Raw genomic sequence first — 21073 nt, 5'->3', positions numbered from 1 at the left:
TGTTCCCCTGTATCGGTTGACGCCTTTGTCCCTGCCCTCATCCGCCCTTCTGGTCGCCGGAATGCATCGCAGCGGCACGTCCTTTCTGGGCGAATGCTGCGGTGCGCTGGGCTATGCCCTGCCGCGCGACAGCGGCGGGCCGGCCGATGACAACCCGCGCGGCCATTTCGAGCCGCAGGCCGTCGTGGCGCTGAACGAGGCGATCCTGACCAGCCTGGGGGCAGTCTGGAACCGTGTCGGCCCCCTTGACCTGCCGCCCGCCGCCAACTGGCTTGATGCCATCGACACGGCGATGGGGGCCAGCTTCGGCGCGGCGGGCCGGGTGATGGTCAAGGATCCGCGGCTGTCGCTGACGCTGCCGCTGTGGCGCGACTGGGCGCAGGCCCGCAGGGTGCGGCTGGCGGCGCTCATTGCCCTGCGTGATCCGGCCGAGGTCGCCTGGTCCCTGTCGCGCCGCGATGGAACGGGCACCGATGCGGCGATCCTGAGCTGGTGCGAATACACGCTTGCCGCCCTGGAAGGCTCGCAGGGCCTGCCGCGGGCGCTGGTGCTGTTTCCCGACTGGACGGCCGATCCCGCCCCCACCCTGGCGCGGATCGCCGCGCTGGACGGAACGGCCGGGGCGCCCGGCGCCGGGCCGGTGCCCGATCCTGGGCAGGTGATTGCCGAACGCTTCCTGCCCGATGCTGTCCACGGCGCCTCGGCCCCCCGCCCGCAGGGCGCCATTGCCGATCTGGCGCGCGATCTGTTCGCCGAGCTTGCCGGCGCGGCGCGCGAAGGCTCGGTGCCCGATGCCGCCTCGCTTGCGCCCTGGCGGCAGCGGCTGGACGGCCTTGCGGCCCTTGCCCGGCAGATCGAGGCGGCGCATGCCCCCCACCATCGCCGCCGGGCCGAGGCGCTGGCCCGGCAGGAACGCTGGGCGCGCGACCTTGGCCAGCGGCTTGCCGCAACCGAGGCACAGCGTGACGAAACCGCCGCCGCCATGGCTGAGGCGCTGCGGGCGACCGAGGCGCAGCGTGACGAGATGGCCACCCTTGGGGCCGAGCGCATCGCCGCCGCCGAGGCGCAGCGCGACCGGGCCGCCGCCGCCGCCGCACAGCGCATCGCCGCAGCCGAGGCCCAGCGCGAGGAGGCCAGCGCCCGCCTGTCCGAAATGCTGCGCGCCACCGAGGCGCAGCGCGACGAGGCACTGGCCCTTGCCGCCAGCCGCATCGCCGCCGCCGAGGCACAGCGCGACGAGGCCGCCGCCGCCGCCGCACAGCGCATCACCGCAGCCGAGGCACAGCGCGACGAGGTGAGAGCCGCGATGACCGGCACGCTGCGCGCCACCGAGGCGCAGCGCGACGAGGCACTGGCCCTTGCCGCCAGCCGCATCGCCGCCGCCGAGGCACAGCGCGACGAGGCCAGCGCCCGCCTGTCCGAAATGCTGCGCGCCACCGAGGCGCAGCGTGACGAGGCGCTGGCCCTTGCCGCCAGCCGCATCGCCGCCGCCGAGGCACAGCGCGACGAGGCCGCCGCCGCCGCCGCACAGCGCATCACCGCAGCCGAGGCACAGCGCGACGAGGTGAGAGCCGCGATGGCCGGCACGCTGCGCGCCACCGAGACCCAGCGCGACGAGATGACCGATCTGGCCGAACAGCGCCAGGAAACGATCCTTGCGCTTGAAGAACAGCTGGCGCAGGCCAGCGCGCATATCGAAGCAACCGAACGGACCCTTGCCGAAACCGCCGCATGGCTGGAACGGGAACGCAGGACGGTCCTCAAGCCGATCTACCGCAGGCTTTACGGCCTTGGCGGGCGGACGCTGCGCAGCATCGTGCCGGGCCACCTCGTTGAACGGATCAAGCGGCAACTGCCGGTTCCGGGCGGGATCCCGCGCGGGCTGGCCTTCGCGCCGCTGCCCCCGCCCCCCATCGCCGCAAAGGGATATGCCGAGGTTCCGCCCCGCGCGGGTGACAAGCCCGACATCTTCGTGCTGTCCATCATCAACTGGGATTTCCGCACCCAGCGCCCGCAGCACCTGGCGACCGAGATGGCGGCGGCCGGGCACCGCGTCTTCTATCTCGAGATGGAACAGAACCCCGGTTCAGGCTCGGCCCGGCCGGTGTCGCCGGGCGTGCAGGTCATCCGCCTGCCGGGCCGGGGGATGCGGGGGCTGAAGGCCTATGGCGGCGTTCCCACGCCGGCGCAGGCCCGTGCCTGGGTCGATCATTTCCACGCCCTGGCCGACGAGGTGGGCGCCTCGGCCGTCAGTCACGTGATCGTCGAGCATCCCTACTGGTGGAACCTCGCCCGGCATCTGTCGCCCGAATATCAGATCACCTTCGACTGCATGGACGACATCGGCGGCTTTTCCAACACCGAGCCGCATGTTCTCGAGGCCGAGCTGGACATGATCGCGCGGGCCGACAAGATGCTGGTCAGCTCGCAGTATCTGCACGACAAGTTCGCCCCCATGCGCCCGGTGACGATGGTGCGCAACGGCACCGATGTCAGCCACTTCGTCAATGACGAGGATGGGGGCGCGCCGCCCGAATGGCTGGCCGGCAAGTTGCGCGAGGGCGCGATCCGCGTCGGCTATGTCGGTGCGATCGCCGAATGGTTCGACGTGGACCTGCTGGAACGGGTCGCGCGCGAGAATCCGGATTTCGACATCCACCTGTGCGGGGCGGTTTCCGCCGAACGGCCGCTGCGCCTCGGCGATCTGCCCAATGTCACCCTGCATGGCGAAATCCCCTATGCCGATGTGCCCGCCTTCCACCGGCAGATGGATGTGCTGACGATCCCCTTCCGCCTGCTGCCGATCATCAAGGCCTGCGATCCGGTCAAGTTCTATGAATATTCGGCGGTGATGCGGCCGACCGTCTCGACCGCGCTGCCGGAACTGGACCGGGCGGGCGATCTGGTGTTCCGCGCGGGCGATGCCGCCCGCTTTGCCCAGCAGATCCGCCGGGCCGCGCCGCTGGCGCGCGATGCGGCCTTCGGCCAGCGCCTGCGGCAATATGCGCTGGACAACGACTGGCGTTTCCGCGCCGCCGACATCCTGGCCGAAATCGCGCGCGAGCCGAAGCTGTCGGTGATCGTGCTGCATTACGGCGAGGACACGGCCATGACGCTGGCCACGCTGCACGCGATGCTGGGCAAGGGCGAGGTCTATCCCGCGCTTGAGGTGGTGCTGGTCGACAACGGCTCCTCGCCCGCGGTGCTGGACGTGCTGCGCGAGCGCGCCGCGCAGGACGGGCGCATCACCCTGGTCGAGAATGGCGAGAATCTCGGCTTTGCCCGCGGCAACAACCGGGGCATCGCGGCCGCGACGGGCGAATATGTCCTGCTTCTGAACAACGACACCTTCCTTGCGCCCGGCGCGCTGCTGGCGATGGTGCGGCATCTGCAGCGCAACCCGGACATCGGCATCGTCGGCCCGATGACCAACAACATCGGCAACGAGGCGCGAATCGCCATAAACTATGCCGACATGGACGAGATGGCCCGCGCCGCCCGCGCGCTGGCCACCGGCCATCGCGGCCAGTGGACGCCCATGCGGGTCTGCGCCTATTTCTGCGCCATGTTCCGCCGTGCCGACCTGGACCGCTTGGGCGATCTGCCCGAGATCTATGGCCGCGGCATGTTCGAGGATGACGATCACTGCGCGACCTTTCGCGCCGCCGGTCTGGACATCGCCCTGGCCGAGGATGCCTTCTGCCATCATCACCTGTCGGCCACCTTCGATGCGCTGCCCTCGGGTGAAAAGCAGGCGCTGTTCGACCGCAACAAGGCCCTGTTCGAGCAGCGTTGGGGTCCATGGGTGCCCCACCGCTATCGTGACGGCCGGCCGGACGGGACGCTGTGATGCGCACCGTCATCCTGCATTACCACATCTACAAGAATGCCGGCACGTCCTTCGACCATGTGCTGAGCCACAGCTTCGGCGACCGGCACGAGGTCTTCGACGGCCCCTATCCCTTCTTCGTGATCGACCAGGAACAGCTTGACCGCACGATCATGCGCCGCCCCGGCGCGGTCGCGTTCTCCTCGCACCAGATCGTCCTGCCGCCGCCATCCTCGGTCGATTACCGCACGCTGTCGGCCATCTTCCTGCGCAACCCCTTCCTGCGGATCGCCTCGGTCTACCGCTTCAAGCGCGGCCCGGAAACGGGCGACGGCACCCCTGTCGCCGCGCTGCCCCCCGAGGCGCAGCCCGCCGCCCTGCGCGCCCTGAACCTGCCCGAGGAGCTTGCCGCCCAGATCGACGTGACCTCGACCGGGGTGGCGGCGCGGCACCTTGATTTTGCCGATTGGCTGGATCACTGCCTGGGCAGCCCGGCCGAGATCGGCAACGTCTCCAACGCCCAGGTGCGGTTCTTTTCCAGCCCCTACCGGATGCGCCCGGCCCAGCGCCGCACCGCAACGGGAATGGAATATGACCTGGGCACGGCGCTGCGGACGCTGTCGGGGGTCGAGCTGCTGGGCCGGACCGAGCATTTTGATGCCGATGTCGCCCGCTTTGCCCGCATCCTCGACCAGGATCACGCGATCACGCTGTCGATCCCGCCCGATACCCGCAAGAACGTCACCGAGGCCCCCCGCGCGCCCACCCCCCAGCGTGTCGAGGCGCTGCTTTCCTCGCTGCCGGCCGGGCTGCGCCGCCGGTTCGAGGCTGCCAATGCGCAGGATCTGGCGCTGTATGAACGCGCCTGCGCCCTGATCGAAAGCGACCACCGGCCATGACAAAGCGCATCCTCGTCACCGTCGGCACCCGGCCCGAGGCGATCAAGATGGCCCCCGTCATCCGCGCCCTGCAGGCCCAGCCCGACCTAGAATGCCGGGTTCTGGCAACGGCCCAGCATCGGCAGATGCTCGATCAGGTGCTGGCCGTCTTCGGCATCACCCCCGACATCGACCTGGACATCATGCAGCCGGGCCAGTCCCTGACCGGGCTGACCGGCCGCCTGCTGCTGCGCCTTGAAGAGGTTCTGGCGGCCGAACAGCCCGATGCGATCCTTGCGCAGGGCGACACGACCACGGTTCTGGCCACGGCCCTGGCGGCCTTCTATGCCCGCATCCCCTTCGGCCATGTCGAGGCGGGGCTGCGGACGGGCGATCTGTCCAACCCCTTCCCCGAGGAGATGAACCGCGTCGTCGCCAGCCACCTCACGCGCTGGCATTTCGCCCCGACGCGGCTTGCCGCGGACCGGCTGCTGGCCGAAGGCTATGCCCCCGACAGCATCCACGTCACCGGCAATACGGTGATCGACGCGCTGCACATGGTCGCGGCGACCGATCCCGACAGCGGGCTGGCGCTGGACCCGGCGCGCAGGACGCTGCTGGTGACGCTGCACCGGCGCGAAAACTTCGGCGCGCCGCTTGGACGCATCCTGGACGCGCTGGAACGGCTGATGAACGACAACCCCGATCTGCAGATGGTTCTGCCGGTCCATCACAACCCGGCCGTGCGCGGGTCGGTGAATGCGCGCCTGTCGGGCCATGACCGCGTGATCCTGTGCGAGCCGCTGGACTACACCGCCTTTGTCGGCGCCATGATGGGGGCAACGCTGATCCTGTCCGATTCGGGCGGTGTGCAGGAAGAAGCGCCCGCCCTCGGCAAGCCGGTTCTGGTCCTGCGCGAGACGACCGAACGCCCCGAGGCGGTCAGCGCCGGGGTGACCCGCCTGGTGGGCACGCAAGCCGAGACGATCCGCGCCGCGGCGCAGCAGCTGCTGGACGACCCGGCCGCCTATGCGGCCATGGCGCGGCGGGAATCGCCCTATGGCGACGGGCAGGCGGCGGGCCGCATCGTCGCGGCGCTGCGTGCGGGCCTGGCATAAGGCAGGCGCGGCGCCCACCGCAGGGGCGGCGCCACCATATCCTGCCGGGCATGGCACGCCGCGTGCAAGGCGCCCCGGCCGGGTTTCGGCTTTACCCCGCAGGCCATGCGGGTAAGGCTGGCGGCATGGACGACATGGCCCATTCCCATCGCCCGACAAACCCGGACGGCACGCCGCACCTGCCCGCGCCGCGCGGTTTCTGGCAGCGCATCGGCGACCGGATGGCGGCGCTGATCGGGCGGCCGCGGGCGGCGGTGCCGCCCGAACGCTCGGTCGCCTTCACCATCGCGGTGATCGCGCTGGGCGCCAAGCTGGCCAAGGCCGATGGCCGCGTCGCCCGCGAGGAGGTCGCGGCCTTCCGCCGCATCTTCAAGATTCCCCGCACCGAGGAACGGGCTGCCGCCCATGTCTTTGACCTAGCCCGCCGCGACGTGGCCGGGTTCGAGCTGTGGGCGGGGCGGATCGCGGCGATGTTCCCAGCCGGCGATCCCGTGCTGGTGGATGTGCTGGACGGGCTTTACGTCATCGCCACCGCCGATCCCGGCGATCTGCACCAGAACGAGGGGCTGTTCCTTGACGAGGTCGCGCGCATCTTCGGCGTCGATGCGGGGACGGTGGCGACCATCCGCGCCCGGCGGCTGACGGCCGGGGGGTGCCCGCCCTGCGACGTGCTGGGCATCGCGCCGGGCACCCCGATCAAGCAGGCGCGCGCCCGCTATCGCGCGCTGATCCGCGAAAACCACCCTGACCGCGCCATTGCGCATGGCCTGCCCGAACAGGCGGTGCGGCTGGCCGAATCGCGCACCCGCGCGATCAACGCGGCCTGGGCAAGCTACCGGGCGAGCTACGGCTGACGAGGGCGCGGGAACCGCCGGGCCGCAGCCCGGTTCATCCGGCATGCTGGAAAGGAATCCTGCCCATGATCCATCGCCTGTCCGTCGCAGCAGCGTTGTCGGCCTGCATCGCGGGCACGGGAATTGCCCAGACCGCCGCGCCGTTCGAGATGCCGCGCGCCGATGCCCCCCCGCCGGCCCTGCCCACCCCCGGCGGGCCTGGGACCGAAGGGCGCAGCGGATTTGATGCCCTGCTGGACAATCTGCTCGGCCGCGCCCAGCCGCATCTGGAAGGGCTGGCCCGCGACATGGGCGGCCTGATGGCGGAATATTCGCCGGTTCTTGAGGAGCTCGGCACCCTGATGGACGATATCGGGAACTATGATCTGCCGCCCGAGCGGCTGCCCAATGGCGATATCCTGATCCGCCGCAAGGCCGCGGCGCCGCCGCCTCCGCCGCTGGAACAGCTGCCGCGGTTCATCCCCGACGGCCCGGGCCCGGCCGATCCGGCCTTGGTGCCGCCGGCGGGACCGCAGACCGAGCTGTGATCGCCCATGTGAAACGGCCGGACCCAAGGGTCCGGCCGCTGTCATTGGCCCGTCAGGGGCGCGCGGTTTCAGTGTGCCGATGCCTCGGATGCGCCGATCCCCGTTTCAGACCGCACCTCCTGCGCAAGATAGCCGGCCTTGTCGATCGCGGCGCGGCGGCTGCGGTCGGTGACCGAGAACAGCCAGATCGACAGGAAGGCCAGCACCATCGAGAACAGCGCCGGCGAGGTATAGGGGAACGGCGCGCTGCCCTTGGCATAGCCCAGCGTCGCCTCCCACACGGGCGGGGACAGGACCATCAGCACCACCGACGAGATCAGCCCGACAAAACCGCCGATGACGGCGCCGCGCGTGGTCATGCCCGGCCATAGCAGCGACAGGAACAGCACCGGAAAGTTGGCCGATGCGGCGACCGCGAAGGCCAGCGACACCATGAAGGCGATGTTCTGCTTTTCAAAGGCGATGCCGAGGATGACGGCGATGATCCCCAGCACGATCGTCGTGATCCGCGACACGCGCAGCTCGGATACGCTGTCGGCATTGCCCTGGCGCATGATGCTGGAATAGATGTCATGCGACACCGCCGAGGCGCCTGAGAGGGCCAGCCCCGCCACCACGGCAAGGATGGTGGCAAAGGCCACCGCCGAGATGAAGCCCAGGAACACATTCCCCCCGACCGCATGGGCAAGGTGGACGGCGGCCATGTTGTTGCCGCCCTGCAAGGCACCCGTGTTGTCCAGGAAACCGGGGTTGGTCAGCACGAAGGCGATGGCGCCGAAGCCGATGATGAAGGTCAGCAGGTAGAAATAGCCGATCCACATCGTTGCCCACATCACCGACTTGCGCGCCTCGCGCGCGCTGGGAACGGTGAAGAAGCGCATCAGGATATGCGGCAGGCCGGCGGTGCCGAACATCAGCGCCATGCCGAAGGAAATGGCCGAGACCGGGTCCTTGACGAAGCTGCCGGGCGCCATGATCGCCTGCCCCGCAGCGGCGGCCTGTTCGGGGGTCAGCGGCGGTTTGCCCTCGCCGGGATTGGCCGCGGCCAGGTCACCCTTGATGCGCACCGATTCGGCGAACAGCCGCTCGAAGCTGAAGCCGAAACGCTGCATGACCATGAAGGCCATGAAGGACGCCCCGCCCAGCAGCATGCAGGCCTTGATGATCTGCACCCAGGTGGTCGCCGTCATGCCGCCGAACAGCACATAGACCATCATCAGCGCGCCAACGATGACCACGGCCATCCAGTAATCCAGCCCGAACAGCAGCTTGATCAGCTGTCCCGCGCCAACCATCTGGGCGATCAGGTAGAAGGCGACCACGACCAGGGTCGAGGCGGCCGCAAACAGCCGCACGGGTGTCTGGGCAAAGCGGAAGGCGGCCACATCGGCAAAGGTGAACTTGCCCAGGTTGCGCAGCCGTTCGGCCATCAGAAAGGTCAGCAGCGGCCAGCCGACCAGAAAGCCGATGGAATACAGCAGCCCGTCAAAGCCGTTGGCCATCACCGCGGCCGAAATGCCCAGGAAGGATGCGGCGGACATATAGTCGCCGGCAATGGCAAGCCCGTTCTGGAACCCCGATATGCCGCCCCCCGCGGTATAGAAATCCGCGGCCGAGCGGGTGCGCCCCGCGGCCCAGCGCGTGATGAACAGCGTCAAGACGACAAAGACCGCGAACATGAGGATCGCGGTCCAATTGGTGGGCTGCCGGCGCACCTCGCCTTCGATGGCGCCGGCGGCGCTGGCCAGCGAGGGCAGCATCAGCAGGATGGGCAGGCCCAGAAGGCGGCCAAGGATCGGGGCGCGGCTCATTTCAGGGCCTCGCGGCGGATGCGGTCGGTCAGTTCGTCATATTCGCCGTTGGCGCGCATGACATAGATCGCCGTGATGACGATGGTGAACAGGATCACGGCAAAGCCGACCGGGATGCCCCAGGTCAGCACGCCGCTGCCCATGCGCGCGGCGAACAGGCTTTTGTCAAAGGCGATGATCCCGATGAAACCGTAATAGACCACCAGCAGGGCGATCGTCAGCGTCCAGCCGAACCGCAGCCTGCGGCTGCGCAACTGCCGATAGGCCGTGCTGGCTGCAATGCGTTGCAGCGTCGTGTCTTGCATCTTGTCTGTCCCTCCCTTGAACGTCCTGGCGCATGCTGCGCCACCCGCCCGGCATCGGGGGCCGGGCGCGATGATGTCATGGCGGCATGGCGTGGCAGGCCCGCGCCGGCCAGCGGCTCAGCCCCGGTTCATCCGATTGTCGATCAGATCATCCACGACGGCCGGTTCGGCCAGGGTCGAGGTGTCGCCCAGGCTGCCATAGTCGTTCTCGGCGATCTTGCGCAGGATGCGGCGCATGATCTTGCCCGAGCGCGTCTTGGGCAGGCCGGGCGCCCACTGGATCAGGTCGGGCTTGGCGATCGGGCCGATCTCGGTCCTCACCCAGCCCTCCAGCTCGCGCCGCAGCTCCTCCGAGGGCGTCACGTCGTTCATCACGGTGACATAGGCATAGATGCCCTGCCCCTTGATGTCGTGCGGATAGCCGACCACCGCCGCCTCGGCGACCTTGGGATGGGCGACCAGCGCCGATTCCACCTCGGCCGTGCCCATGCGGTGGCCGCTGACATTGATCACGTCATCGACGCGGCCGGTGATCCAGTAATAGCCGTCCTCGTCGCGCCGGCAGCCGTCACCGGTGAAGTAATAGCCCGGATACTGCTGGAAATAGGCTTCCTCGAAACGCTGGTGATCGCCCCACAACGTGCGCATCTGCCCCGGCCAGCTGTCGGAAATGGCCAGCACGCCCTCGACCCCGTTGCCCTCGATCACCGTGCCGGATGCCGCATCCAGCACCGCGGGGCTGACGCCGAAAAACGGCAGCGTCGCGGCCCCGGGCTTTGTCTCGATGGCATAGGGCAGGCTGGTGATCATGTGCCCGCCCGTCTCAGTCTGCCAGAAGGTATCGACGATCGGGCAGCGGCCCTTGCCCACATGCTTGTCATACCAGGCCCAGGCCTCGGGGTTGATCGGCTCGCCCACCGAACCCAGGATGCGCAGGCTGGACAGGTCGTGCCTTTCGACCCATTCCGGCCCCTGCCCCATCAGGCTGCGGATGGCCGTCGGGGCGGTGTAGAACTGCGTGACCTTGTGCTTTTCGCAGACCGCCCAGAACCGCCCCGGATCGGGAAAGGTCGGCACGCCCTCGAACATCAGGGTGGTCGCGCCATTGGCCAGCGGGCCATACACGATGTAGCTGTGCCCCGTGACCCAGCCGACATCGGCGGTGCACCAGAACACGTCGCCGTCCTGATAGTCGAAGGTGCATTGATGCGTCATCGACGCATAGACCAGATAGCCGCCGGTGGTATGCACGACGCCCTTGGGCCGCCCGGTCGAACCCGAGGTATACAGGATGAACAGCGGATCCTCGGCCCCCATCGGGCGGGCCGGGCAGTCGGGGCTGACCTGATCCATCAGCGCCAGCACGTCCACGTCGCGCCCCTGCACCCAGGTGGTCTGATCGCCGGTGTGCTTGATGACAAGACAGCGCACCCGGTCCGAACAGTGCAGCAATGCGGCATCGGTGTTGGATTTCAGCGCGGTCTTGCGCCCCCCGCGCGGGGCGGTGTCGGCGGTGATGACCAGTTTCGCCCCGCAGTCATTGATGCGGTTGGCCAGCGCATCGGGGGAAAATCCGGCAAAGACGATCGAATGGATGGCGCCGATGCGCGCGCAGGCCAGCATCGCAAAGGCCGCCTCGGGGATCATCGGCAGATAGATCACCACCCGGTCCCCGCGCATCACGCCCTGGCTGAGCAGGACATTGGCCATGCGGTTCACCTTGTCGGACAGTTCGGCATAGGTGATGTGGCGCGCGGGCGCGGCGGGGTCGTCGGGTTCCCAGATGATGGCCGTCTGCCCGGCGCGGGCCGGCAGGTGCCGATCGACGCAGTTGACGCAGGCATTCAGAACCCCGTCCTCGAACCAGCGGATCGACACCTTGCCCAGGGTGAAGTCGGTGTTCTTGACACGGGTATAGGGCTGGACCCAGTCAAGGCGGCGGCCTTCCCGCCCCCAGAACGTCTCGGGATCCTTCACCGATTCGGCATAGCGGGCGCGGTAATCCTCGGGCGACACATGGGCCTTGGCGTATCCATGGGGGATCGGGTGCCTGGCAGCGGCATGGGACATCGAAAACTCCCTTGAAGACAGGCGCCCGAGCAGTCTCCTCCCCCCGGACAACCTGACAGCGGCATCAGAATGGCTTGTGCCAGCCTAGGATCTTGCATCAATCTTGTCACATGGTTTTTCCGCGGTTCATCCCTGAACGCATGGGCGCGCCCGCATGACGGGGGGCGCGGGCCCGCATCGTCCCGCCGATGCCGAGGCGCTGGCCCTGGCGCGCCGGATCCTGGGCGGGGCGCGCGATGCGGTGCTGTCGGTGCTGGACGAGAACGGCTGGCCCATGACGTCGCGCATCGCCTTGCAGACCGATACGGCGGGCGTTCCGCTGGTGCTGCTGTCGTCGATCGCGCTGCACAGCGCGGCGCTGATGCGCGATCCGCGCGCGGCGCTGCTGCTCGCGCCGCCTCCGCCGTCCCGCGGCAGCATCCTGGCCCAGCCGCGATTGTCGCTGCAGGTGCGCGCCGAACTGGCGGCGCTGGCGGAGGCCGCTCATCTGCGGGCCGCCTGGCGTGCCCGCGATCCCCGGTCGGCGCTGTATGTGGATCTTCCCGACTTCCGCTTCTGGCGGCTGCGGATCAGGGGCGGGCTGCTGAATGCGGGTTTCGGCCGCGCCAGCGTGATCGCGCCGGGCGATCTGTGACGGCAAGACGCCCGGCGGTGGCAACCGCCGGGCGCAAGGCCAGCCATGGCCCAGGTTTTGTCAGTTGCCGCTGTCCATGCGGATCTTGAGCGCGACCGTCCCCTTGACGGGCGTCGAGAAATCCAGCGCCACCTGATCGCGCGACGCACCTTGCGCAAGCTGGACCGAAGGCAGGTCATTGTTGCGCTTGCCCGTCGCGGTCAGGATCGTGCCCTGCGACACCACGCCCTCGACCCTCAGCGACTGCCCGTTGAAGGGCAGCGCCGATGCCGTGGACACCACCCACCGCGACGCCGCGGTGTTCTGCGTATGGGTGACATACAGCGGATTGCTGGTCGGGGTCTGGACGCCGTAGAATGTGTTGCCCTCGAACCGCACGCCCTGCATCCGCGACATGTTGAGGTTGGCATAGCTGGTATCCACCCGCTCGACCCGGTCGATCTTGGCATAGAGCGACTTGAACACGTTGCCCATGACCGTCAGCCCCGACAGCACCTGGCCCGATCCGTAGGGCTTGATGACGATCCAGGAAAAGTTCGACACCGTGTTGGAGCTGAGGAAGGTGTTGCCGCTGATCGTCAGCCCGTTGAAGGGCGACTGCGGGGTCGTCGCTGTCGGATAGGGGTGATGCTCGTTGGTCCACTCGATGCTGGAATTGTCGATGTAGTTGCCGGTGATCGTGACCTGCGCCACGCGCCCGGTCAGCACCAGCCCCGCCACGCGCACGCCGCCGCTGGAATTGTTGTCGCCCTGGAACCAGTGGTTGCCCGTGATCAGATGCCCGGTGCCCGAGGCCACGCAGAAATGGCCGAACCGGACCGCGCGGTTGTCGCGGATCTTGGCGTCATTGGCATTGATGTTCAGGCAGACGCTGGTGCGCGACTGCACGTCGCTGTCGGTTTCGTTCGACATGAACTCGTTGCGGTCGATCAGCATGCCCTGGCAGGCATCCCCGATCGAGGTGATGCAGCGGTCCAGCGGCTTGGTGAAGAAACAGTCGCGGAACGACCACCAGCTTCCGTTCGGGGGCAGCATCACCCCGTTGCCGATGCCGCCCAGCGAGAACTCCACATTCGTGAAGTAGAAGCGGTCCACCTGCTCGACCCCCGAAAAATCGAAGGCATAGGGGCGGCGGATAAAGGAATAGTTGCGCGTTCCGGCCCCGCCATACAGCGGGTTCGACAGCGTCAGCGTGCGGGCCGACACGTTCTTGGCCCGCACATAGACCTCGCGCCCCACGCCCGGGCCGGTGATGCGCGATCCGACCTCGATCGCGGCGACCTGCGAGACATTGGTCAGGCGCAGGTTGTCATCGGGATCATAGGTGCCCGCCGACGTCACCGTGCGTGAGGCCCAGGCCGGTCCGGCCACAAGCGCGATTTCCCCGTTGGCCAGCACCCGCCGGCTGCCGAAGAAGGTAAGCTTGGGCGCCAGCTGGGCGATCACCAGCGGCTCGGTCAGGTCCACCTTGCGGCCGCACAGGTCGAGGATGTTGTGATCGGAATAATCAAGCAGCGCCTGCAACGCCTTCTTGAGGCCCTCCGTCTCGTCCCCGAAGGCGTCGGCATAGCTGGGCAGGTCAAAGTTGCGGCGCAGCCCCAGGCGCGCGGTGCGCGCCATGCGCAGCTTGCCGACAAAGCGCACGGGCGCGTTCATGGTCAGGTCGTCGCCGATCAGATAGGTGCCGGCGGGCACCAGCACCTGCCCGCCCGCCGCGGCCGCATCGGCGCGCAGGAAGGCGGCGCGGTCATCCGTCACCCCGTCGCCGATCGCGCCATAATCGCGCACATCAACCCAGTCGATCATCTCGGGGACGAAATCGGCGGTGACATCCTCGATCCTGATGCTTTCGATCCTGACCGCGCCGCCGTTCGGCCCGGTCAGGTCCAGCCCCAGATGGCCCAGTGCCGCGCTGGCCCCCCAGCCCATGTCAACGCCCTTGCGCGCGGCGTTGGCGACGATGGCCGACACCTCGACCACCTTCCCATAGGCCCCCAGCGCGACCGAAGGCCCGGTAGTCGTGACGCCCGTGACCTGCTTGCGCTGGTCGGTTCCCGGCCAGCCCGCCACACGGACCGAGGGCATGTTGCCGGCCACGAGCTTGACGCGCGCCGAGACGCGCAGGAACGTGCCCGGCAGGATCGGCGTCTCGCCGGTGAAGCGGATGCGGGTCACGTCCTCCTGCTTGACGATCTCAAGGCAGGTGCCGAAATCCTGGTCGGCCGGGACGATCGCGGCATTGGCCGCCCCCGCCCATGTCGGCTCGCCCGACAGGCCATTGGCGCGCGACCAGGCATTCAGCCCGCCGGCGAATCCGGGCGGCATCAGCTGCAACCCGGCGGTGATTGCGATGTTCATGCGGTCGTCCCTCCTGCTGTGGCGCGAGGGTGACGGACCCCGCGGACAGGGGGAAACCTGCCGCGGCCGCGTTGACGGCCCGTTAACCGGGCGGGCGGCGCAACGGGCGCAAGGGCAACGGACCTAGCCGGCCAGATCGCCGGACAGGGCGCGCGCGATCAGGGCGCGCGTCTCGCGGATGCCATAAAGCGCGACAAAGCCGCCGAAGCGCGGCCCCTGATCGGCCCCCAGCAGCACCTGATACAGCGCCTGGAACCAGTCGCGCAGCGGCTCGAACCCATGTTCGGTGCCGACGGCGAACACCATGGTCTGCAGCGCCTCGGCATCGGCCGGCCCCGACCAGGCGGCCAGGCGACCGTCCAGATCCTCCAGCGCCGCGCGTTCCTTGTCGCTCGGCGCGCGGAAGCTCCGGCCGGGCGCCACGAAGTCGTTGAAATACCGCACGGCAAAGGCCGCGGCGGCGTCAAGGTCGGGATGGGTGCGGGGCGAGGCGTCGGGCGCATAGTTGCGGATAAAGCCCCACAGCCCCTCCTTGTCCTGCGCCCCCGAGGCGGCGGCCAGGTTCAGCAGCATCTGAAACGGCACCGCCAGATTCGAGTCGGGAACATCGCCCCCGTGAATATGCCAGACGGGGTTGGCAAGCTGCTGCTCGGGCGTCTGGCCGGGAAAGGCGCGCAGCTGCTGGTGGTATTCGTCCACCGCCTTGGGGATGACATCGAAATGCATCCGCTTGGCCGTCTTGGGCTTTTGATACATGAAATAGGACAGGCTTTCGGTGGCCGCATAGGTCAGCCATTCGTCGATCGACAGCCCGTTGCCCTTGGATTTGCTGATCTTCTGGCCCTTGTCGTCCAGGAACAGCTCATAGGTGAAATGCTCGGGCTTGCGGCCCCCAAGCACCTCGCAGATGCCGTCATAGATCGGGGTGTTGGTGGAATGGTCCTTGCCATACATCTCGAAATCGACATCCAGCGCCGCCCAGCGGGCGCCGAAATCGGGCTTCCACTGCAACTTCACCTGACCGCCCGTGACAGGCAGCGTCCATTCGCGCCCGCTCTCGTCGTCGAAGGTGATCGTGCCATCGGCCGCATCGACATGCTTGATCGGCACATACAGCACCCGGCCGGTTTCGGGGTGGATCGGCAGGAAGCAGGAATAGGTCTGCTGGCGCTCCTCGCGCAAGCTGGCCAGCATGATTTCCATGATCGCGTCATAGCGTTCGGCCGCCAGCCGCAGGGTCGGGTCGAACTGCCCTGACTTGTAGAACGCCGTCGCGCTGATGAATTCGTATTCGAACCCGAATGTGTCGAGAAACCGGCGCAGCATGGCATTGTTGTGATCGCCAAAGCTGGGATATTCGCCGAAGGGATCGGGCACCGATGTCAGCGGCTTTTGCAGATGCGCGCGCAGCATGTCCTGCTGCGGCACATTCTCGGGCACCTTGCGCATCCCGTCCATGTCGTCGGAAAAACAGAACAGCCGCGTCGGAATGTCCGAGATAATCTCGAAGGCCCGGCGGATCATGGTCGTGCGCGCGACCTCGCCGAAGGTGCCGATATGGGGCAGGCCCGATGGGCCATAGCCCGTCTCGAACAGAACATAGCCCTTTTCGGGGGGCTTCTTCTCGTAACGTTTCAGTACCCGGCGCGCTTCTTCAAAGGGCCAGGCCTTGGAATTCATCGCCGCATCGCGCAGGGTGGTCATCATCCGTCTCCGTCAGTTCGGTCTCGCCCCTAAAGGCGAGGTCCGGCGGCGTCAATCTGTCCCTCGGCCCGGAAAGCCCGCGATGACCCTGGACCTGCCCTCGTTTTCAGCCTGTGACGCACTGGTGGCCGTGATGGTGGCTGTGTCCGCCTCGGACCAGCAGATGCGCACGGCCGAACTGCTGGCCATCGAACGCATCGTCGATCACACGCCCATATTCGCCGATTACGACGTTGAACGCATCCGCGCCGTCGCCCAGACCGTGATGACCCTGTTCGAGGATGAGGACGGCCTCGACGGTCTGTTCACGCTGATCCGCGCCTCGCTGCCGGCGCGGCTCTATGACACCGCCTATGTGCTGGCCTGCGATGTCGCCTCGGCCGACGGGCGGGTGGGCGACGACGAACTGCGCCTGCTGACCGAACTGCGCGAGGAGCTTGAGCTGGACCGTTTGCACGCCGCCGCCATCGAGCTTGCCGCCAAGGCCCGCCACCGCAGGGCCTGAAGATCAGATCTCAGCCGGCAGGGGCGCCTGCGCGGGCAAGGCAGGGGGGCGGCACGCGGCGGCGACCAGGTCGCGCTGCAGCCGCTTGGCCCGGCCCGTCCAGTCCAGCACGCCGGGGGGCAGGTCCATGCCTTCGGTGGCGGCGCGGCGCGGCGGGTCGGCGATCATCACCGCAAAGACCCGGTCGGCCCCGCCCGGTGCGGCCGCATAGCCCGCCAGGTTCGACACGAAGTTCAGCGTGCCCGTCTTGCCGCTGACCAGCGGCGCACCGCCCCGTCCGTCCCCGCCCGATGACGCGCCCAGCGCCTCGCGCAGCGGATCGACATTCAGCAGCGGGCGCAGCGCCGCGGCGAAATCGGGCCGCGCCAACAGCCGCACCAGCGTCTCGGGCGCGATCCGGCTGTCAGCCGACAGCCCCGAATGATCGGCCAGCAGCGCCGCCCCCGCCCCCGATGCCGCCAGCCAGCCCCCCATCGCGGCCGCCGAGGCAGCCCGGTCAGGCGCGCCGCTTGCGGCCAGGCCGACCACCTCGGCGGTCAGATTGTTGGAATGCTCCAGCATCGCCCGCAGGATCTGCGCCAGCGGGCGGCTGTCCAGCCGGGCGATCTCGACCCCCTCCGGGGGGCGGTCCAGCATTTCGGCCGCGGGCAGCGCCATTCCCTCGGCCCTGGCGAGCGTCTGGAACACGTCGCCCGCATAGGCTTCGGGCAGGCGCACCGGCAGCCAGCGCCCCCCTGTCCGGCCCAGGGCTGCGCGGGGGATATCCCATTGCTCACCTTGGCCCCCGTCCTGGTGCCGCCAGGAACCGCCGCCCGCACGCACCGCGCCGCCGATCGAAAAGGCGCGGGGCGAGCGCCCCTGCCCCCGCGCCTCGAAGGTCAGCGCGCAACCGCTGTCGCAGCGCCATCCCAGGTGGACGCGGTTGAAGTTGAGGATCATCCCCGACACGGCCGGGTTATAGGCAAGCTGCGCATCCTGTCCGGCGGCGATCTGCGCAGCCCGCGGCAAGGCGCCGCCCCATACCGCCAGCCGCGCCGGCGTCCAGCCCCGGGCGGCACGCACCGCATCGGCGGCCAGCGCCGCAAGGGCGGCCGTGTCCAGTTCGGGATCGCCCCCACCGGCCAGCACCAGCGTGTCGCCCTGGCGCAGCACGCGCGTGGCGAAACGGTGCTGCGCGCCCAGCTGGTCAAGCGCATACAGCGCCGTGACCATCTTGAGCGTGCTTGCCGGCGGCATCGGTTGCGCGCCATCCTGCGCCATCACCACGGCGCCGGTCGCAGGGTCCATCACCGCAAAAGCAAGCCGCGCCGCGCCAAGCCGCGCCTGCGCCAGCAGCGCGCCCGGCGAGGGCGCGGGCCGCGGCGCCGGCCGGCGCGGGGCCGGATCGGCGATCGCCGGGGCCGCCACCGCGGCAAGGGCGCCGGCCAGAAAACCCCGCCGCCTCATACCCGCCTGCCCCTGCCCAGGCGCCCTGCCTCGGCCAGCCACGCGGCGATGGCAAGCCCGGCGATCAGGGCAAGCCAGGCCCAGGGGGGCAGCAGCGGGCGCACCGACAGCCCGTCCACCGCCGCCGCCCCGCGCGGGGTGATGCCGATCCAGGGCCGCCCGATGCCCTGCCCCGTGGCGGGCCGCCCGGCCCGCACGGTGCGGATGTCTGGCACGCCGTCCGACAGGTGATGGAGCGATCCGCCACTGGCGGCGACCAGCCCGGCAAGCGCCGCATCCGACGCGACGGTCTGTTCGAATTCGCGCGGCGCCGCCGGCCCGGCAAGGGCAAGGCGCGTCAGATCGCCGTGCCGCACCCGGTAAAGGCCCGGCGCCGGAGGCTGCCAGCGGGCCGAAAAGCGCCCCTCGCCCACAGGGGCCAGCGCCAGCGCCTGCACGCTGCCATCGGGCAGGGTGATCGCGGCCGGGCCCGCGCTGTCCTTCATGGTGCGCCGGGTGACGATCAGCCCGCCATCCGGCGCGGCGGCAACCTCGAGCGCCTCCTCTTCCAGCTCCGGCTCCTTCATCGACCAATGCGCGATGCGGCGCAGCAGTTCGGCCTGCGGCCCGCCCCCTTCGAAGCCGCGCCCCCACAGCCAGACCTGGTCCGAGGTCAGCAGCGCGACCCGCCCCTTGCCTACATGGTTGGCAATCAGCAGCGGCTTGTCGTCCGCGGTCATCAGCACCTGCGCGCCCTCCTCGGCGACAACCTCGCCCGCCCGCAGCCAGCGGCCCCAGCGGGGGGCGCTGCCGGCCTGCCCGTCCGGCGCGCCCGGCAGGCCCGCGGTGACCGGATGGCGCAGCCCCTGCCGGGTCAGGCGCGGTGTGAAGGGCCGATCCAGCATCCTGCCGGTCGGGCGGGCGGGCAGCACCGGGCCAAGCGGGGACAGGTGCAGGCTCTCGACGCCCGCCATCTCGGGGCCCGAGGCGACCAGCAGCGCGCCCCCTTCCTCGACATAGCGGCGCATGTTCTCGAAATAGGCGGGCGGCAGGATGCCCCGCACCGGATAGCGGTCCAGGATGATCAGGTCGAAATCCCCGATCCGGTCCTGGAACAGCGCCTCGGTCGGAAAGGCGATCAGCGCCAGCTCATCCACCGGCACGCCGTCCAGCTTGTCGGGGGGGCGCAGGATGGTGAAATGCACCAGATCGACATTGGGATCGGATTTCAGCAGGTTGCGCCAGGCCCGTTCGCCCGGATGCGGCTGGCCCGACACCAGCAGCACCCGCAGCCGGTCGCGCACCCCCTGGATCTGAACGGCGGCGCGGTCGTTCAGCGCCGTCAGCTGGGCCGGCGCCCCGCCCGGATCGTCCAGCGACAGCGCCACGACATTCTGTCCGGGCTGCGACGGCACGACCGGAATGTCGAGCGGGGCGCCGGGGGGAATGGCGACGGTCTGCGGCTCTGCCCCGTCGATCGAAATGCTCAGCACCCCGGCCCGTCCGGCCACGGCATCAGGGACGGCGCCCTGGTCCTCGATCCGCGCCCGGATGGTGACGGGCTGGCCGATCAGGCCAAAGGCCGGGGCCTGTTCGACGACGAGCCGCCGGTCCCAGTCCTGCGGGCGGCCGGACAGCAGCACATGGACCGGGGCGGGCGCATCGGCGGGCACGGCGGCCGGATCATGCGCCAGCCCGTCCGTCACCACGATCACCCCCGCGACGCGCCCCGCCGGTTCGGCGGCCAGCGCCTTGGCGATCGCCGCCCCCGTCAGCGTGCCGTCCGGGTCGTCGCCCAGGGTGATGCGGCGCAGTTCGGTCGAGGGCAGCGCGGCGATCTGCGCGGCGATCCGGTCTGCGGCTTCGGCCGTCTGGGGGCGCCGGTCCGGCAAGGACTGGCTGGCGCTGACATCCTCGATCAGCAGTGCGATGTCGGGCAGCGCGCGGCGAATCTCCGTTTCCACCACCGGCCCCGCCAGCGCCGCCACAAGGGCAAGCGCCGCCAGCGCGCGCCAGGGCCAGCCGCGCAGCCCGCGGGCAAGGGCCAGCGCCGCCCCGGCCAGCGCAGCTGCAGCGATCGCCGCCACCAGCGGCCAGGGCAGCAGGGGATCGAAACCGATCTGCGTCACGGCAGCACCTCGGGCAGTGCCCCCGATCCGTCGCCGCGCTCGCGCCCCAGCCGGTCCAGCAGCTCGCGCACATGCACCTGATCGGATTTATAGTTCCCGCTCAGCGCATACATGACCAGGTTGATGCCAAAGCGCAACGCCAGCTCGCGCTGCCGTTCGGCGTCATAGGGTCCGTCCGGTCCGCCGCCGATCGCATAGGCGGCCAGACCCTGATCGGTCATCGCCCAGGCCGCCGCCCAGTCATTGCCGCCGATAACCACTGGCGAGACACCGTCATTCGCAGGCGCGGGGCCGGCACCCTGCGCCTCGCCCCCTGCCGGCGCCTCGACCCACACCGCCCCCCCGCTGAAACGGCCGGGAAAGCTGTCCAGCAGATAGAAGCTGCGCGTCAGGACATGATCGGGCGGAACCTGCGCCAGCGGGGGGATGTCGAGCCCCGCCGCCAGCCGCTGCAGGTCGGCCGCCCCGTCAGGCCCGCCGATCCCCGCGATATCGGCATCGCGCGTGTCGAACAGGATCATCCCGCCGGTCTGCAAAAAGCGGTTCAGCGCGGCATAGCCCTGCACCGAGGGCAGCGGCTGATCGGGCGTCACGGGCCAGTAAAGAAAGGGCAGCAGGGCCAGATCGTCCTGCCCGGGCGTGACCCCGACAGGGGCGCCCGGCTCGACCGTCGTGCGGCGCGCCAGTTCCTCGGACAGGCCCGACAGGCCGCGCATCGACGCCTCGTCCACCGCCCCATCACCGGTCACGACATAAGCCAGCGCCCCCGATCCCGCGGCGGCGGTCAATGCCGGATCGGGATCGTCCTGCGCCCCCGCGGGCGCGGCCAGCAGGGCCGCGGCGACGGCCAGCAGGGCCCGCCGGCTGACAAGGCAGGCCCAAGGGAACCCGGCCAACGGGCGGGGCGCCGAGAGGGGCGGCCGGAA

General features: G+C 69.4%; 15 protein-coding genes. 7 read left to right on the top strand and 8 right to left on the bottom strand.

Annotated features, from left to right (window positions below; all coding sequences use genetic code 11):
- Positions 1–16: 16 nt before the first annotated feature.
- The 5 genes from B0A89_RS12060 to B0A89_RS12040 all read left to right on the top strand — a co-directional run bounded on the left by B0A89_RS12060 (position 17) and on the right by B0A89_RS12040 (position 7206).
- Positions 17–3850 carry a glycosyltransferase gene (locus B0A89_RS12060; protein WP_157115335.1) on the top strand — a complete coding sequence of 1278 codons (3834 nt, stop codon included), beginning with the start codon at positions 17–19 and terminating at the stop codon, positions 3848–3850.
- Complete coding sequence (locus B0A89_RS12055; protein WP_085378363.1) at positions 3850–4728, top strand: sulfotransferase family 2 domain-containing protein; 879 nt, start codon at positions 3850–3852, stop codon at positions 4726–4728. The genes B0A89_RS12060 and B0A89_RS12055 overlap by 1 nt, the downstream gene beginning before the upstream one ends.
- Positions 4725–5825 (top strand): non-hydrolyzing UDP-N-acetylglucosamine 2-epimerase, encoded by a 1101-nt coding sequence (gene wecB / locus B0A89_RS12050; protein ID WP_085378362.1) that lies wholly within the window; start codon positions 4725–4727, stop codon positions 5823–5825. The genes B0A89_RS12055 and wecB overlap by 4 nt, the downstream gene beginning before the upstream one ends.
- A 125-nt stretch (positions 5826–5950) precedes the next feature.
- Positions 5951–6679, top strand: a complete 729-nt coding sequence (locus B0A89_RS12045; protein WP_240558542.1) for a TerB family tellurite resistance protein — start codon at positions 5951–5953, stop codon at positions 6677–6679.
- A gap of 65 nt (positions 6680–6744) precedes the next feature.
- A complete protein-coding gene (locus B0A89_RS12040) occupies positions 6745–7206 on the top strand; it encodes a hypothetical protein (protein WP_085378361.1) in 462 nt (153 codons plus the stop codon).
- A gap of 68 nt (positions 7207–7274) precedes the next feature.
- Here the strand turns inward: B0A89_RS12040 and B0A89_RS12035 are convergent, their stop codons facing one another.
- The 3 genes from B0A89_RS12035 to acs all read right to left on the bottom strand — a co-directional run bounded on the left by B0A89_RS12035 (position 7275) and on the right by acs (position 11392).
- Positions 7275–9017, bottom strand: a complete 1743-nt coding sequence (locus tag B0A89_RS12035) for a cation acetate symporter (protein WP_085378360.1) — start codon at positions 9015–9017, stop codon at positions 7275–7277.
- The gene (locus B0A89_RS12030; RefSeq protein WP_085378359.1) at positions 9014–9322 is read right to left on the bottom strand and encodes a DUF485 domain-containing protein; all 309 of its coding nucleotides are present in this window, start codon (positions 9320–9322) and stop codon (positions 9014–9016) included. Before B0A89_RS12030 ends, B0A89_RS12035 begins: the two co-directional genes overlap by 4 nt.
- A gap of 117 nt (positions 9323–9439) precedes the next feature.
- Entirely contained in the window at positions 9440–11392 is a 1953-nt protein-coding gene (gene acs, locus B0A89_RS12025) for an acetate--CoA ligase (protein WP_085378358.1), read from the bottom strand.
- Positions 11393–11546: 154 nt separating this feature from the next.
- Between acs and B0A89_RS12020 the strand changes: the two genes are divergently transcribed.
- Complete coding sequence (locus tag B0A89_RS12020) at positions 11547–12026, top strand: hypothetical protein (protein WP_085378357.1); 480 nt, start codon at positions 11547–11549, stop codon at positions 12024–12026.
- Between the two features lie 60 nt (positions 12027–12086).
- On the opposite strand, the gene B0A89_RS12015 is transcribed toward B0A89_RS12020, so the two are convergent.
- Both B0A89_RS12015 and B0A89_RS12010 read right to left on the bottom strand, forming a co-directional pair.
- Complete coding sequence (locus B0A89_RS12015) at positions 12087–14384, bottom strand: glycosyl hydrolase family 28-related protein (RefSeq protein ID WP_085378356.1); 2298 nt, start codon at positions 14382–14384, stop codon at positions 12087–12089.
- 123 nt (positions 14385–14507) lie between these two features.
- A complete protein-coding gene (locus B0A89_RS12010) occupies positions 14508–16088 on the bottom strand; it encodes a lysine--tRNA ligase (protein ID WP_085378919.1) in 1581 nt (526 codons plus the stop codon).
- 82 nt (positions 16089–16170) lie between these two features.
- Here B0A89_RS12010 and B0A89_RS12005 point away from each other — a divergent pair, with 82 nt between their 5' ends.
- Positions 16171–16593 carry a tellurite resistance TerB family protein gene (locus B0A89_RS12005; protein ID WP_085378355.1) on the top strand — a complete coding sequence of 141 codons (423 nt, stop codon included), beginning with the start codon at positions 16171–16173 and terminating at the stop codon, positions 16591–16593.
- 3 nt (positions 16594–16596) lie between these two features.
- Here B0A89_RS12005 and B0A89_RS12000 read toward each other — a convergent pair whose 3' ends face one another.
- Genes B0A89_RS12000 through B0A89_RS15410 form a run of 3 tightly spaced genes read right to left on the bottom strand, consistent with a single transcriptional unit; the run spans position 16597 to position 21043 of the window.
- Positions 16597–18039, bottom strand: a complete 1443-nt coding sequence (locus tag B0A89_RS12000; RefSeq protein ID WP_085378354.1) for a D-alanyl-D-alanine carboxypeptidase — start codon at positions 18037–18039, stop codon at positions 16597–16599.
- Complete coding sequence (locus B0A89_RS11995; RefSeq protein WP_085378353.1) at positions 18036–20147, bottom strand: hypothetical protein; 2112 nt, start codon at positions 20145–20147, stop codon at positions 18036–18038. Before B0A89_RS11995 ends, B0A89_RS12000 begins: the two co-directional genes overlap by 4 nt.
- The gene (locus B0A89_RS15410; protein WP_338045731.1) at positions 20144–21043 is read right to left on the bottom strand and encodes a DUF4159 domain-containing protein; all 900 of its coding nucleotides are present in this window, start codon (positions 21041–21043) and stop codon (positions 20144–20146) included. The genes B0A89_RS11995 and B0A89_RS15410 overlap by 4 nt, the downstream gene beginning before the upstream one ends.
- Between the last annotated feature and the right edge of the window lie 30 nt (positions 21044–21073).

The organism is Paracoccus contaminans (genome assembly GCF_002105555.1).
GTDB lineage: Bacteria > Pseudomonadota > Alphaproteobacteria > Rhodobacterales > Rhodobacteraceae > Paracoccus > Paracoccus contaminans.
The sequence above is the reverse complement of the archived record's forward strand: the minus strand, read 5'-3'. Positions and strand labels throughout refer to the sequence as shown.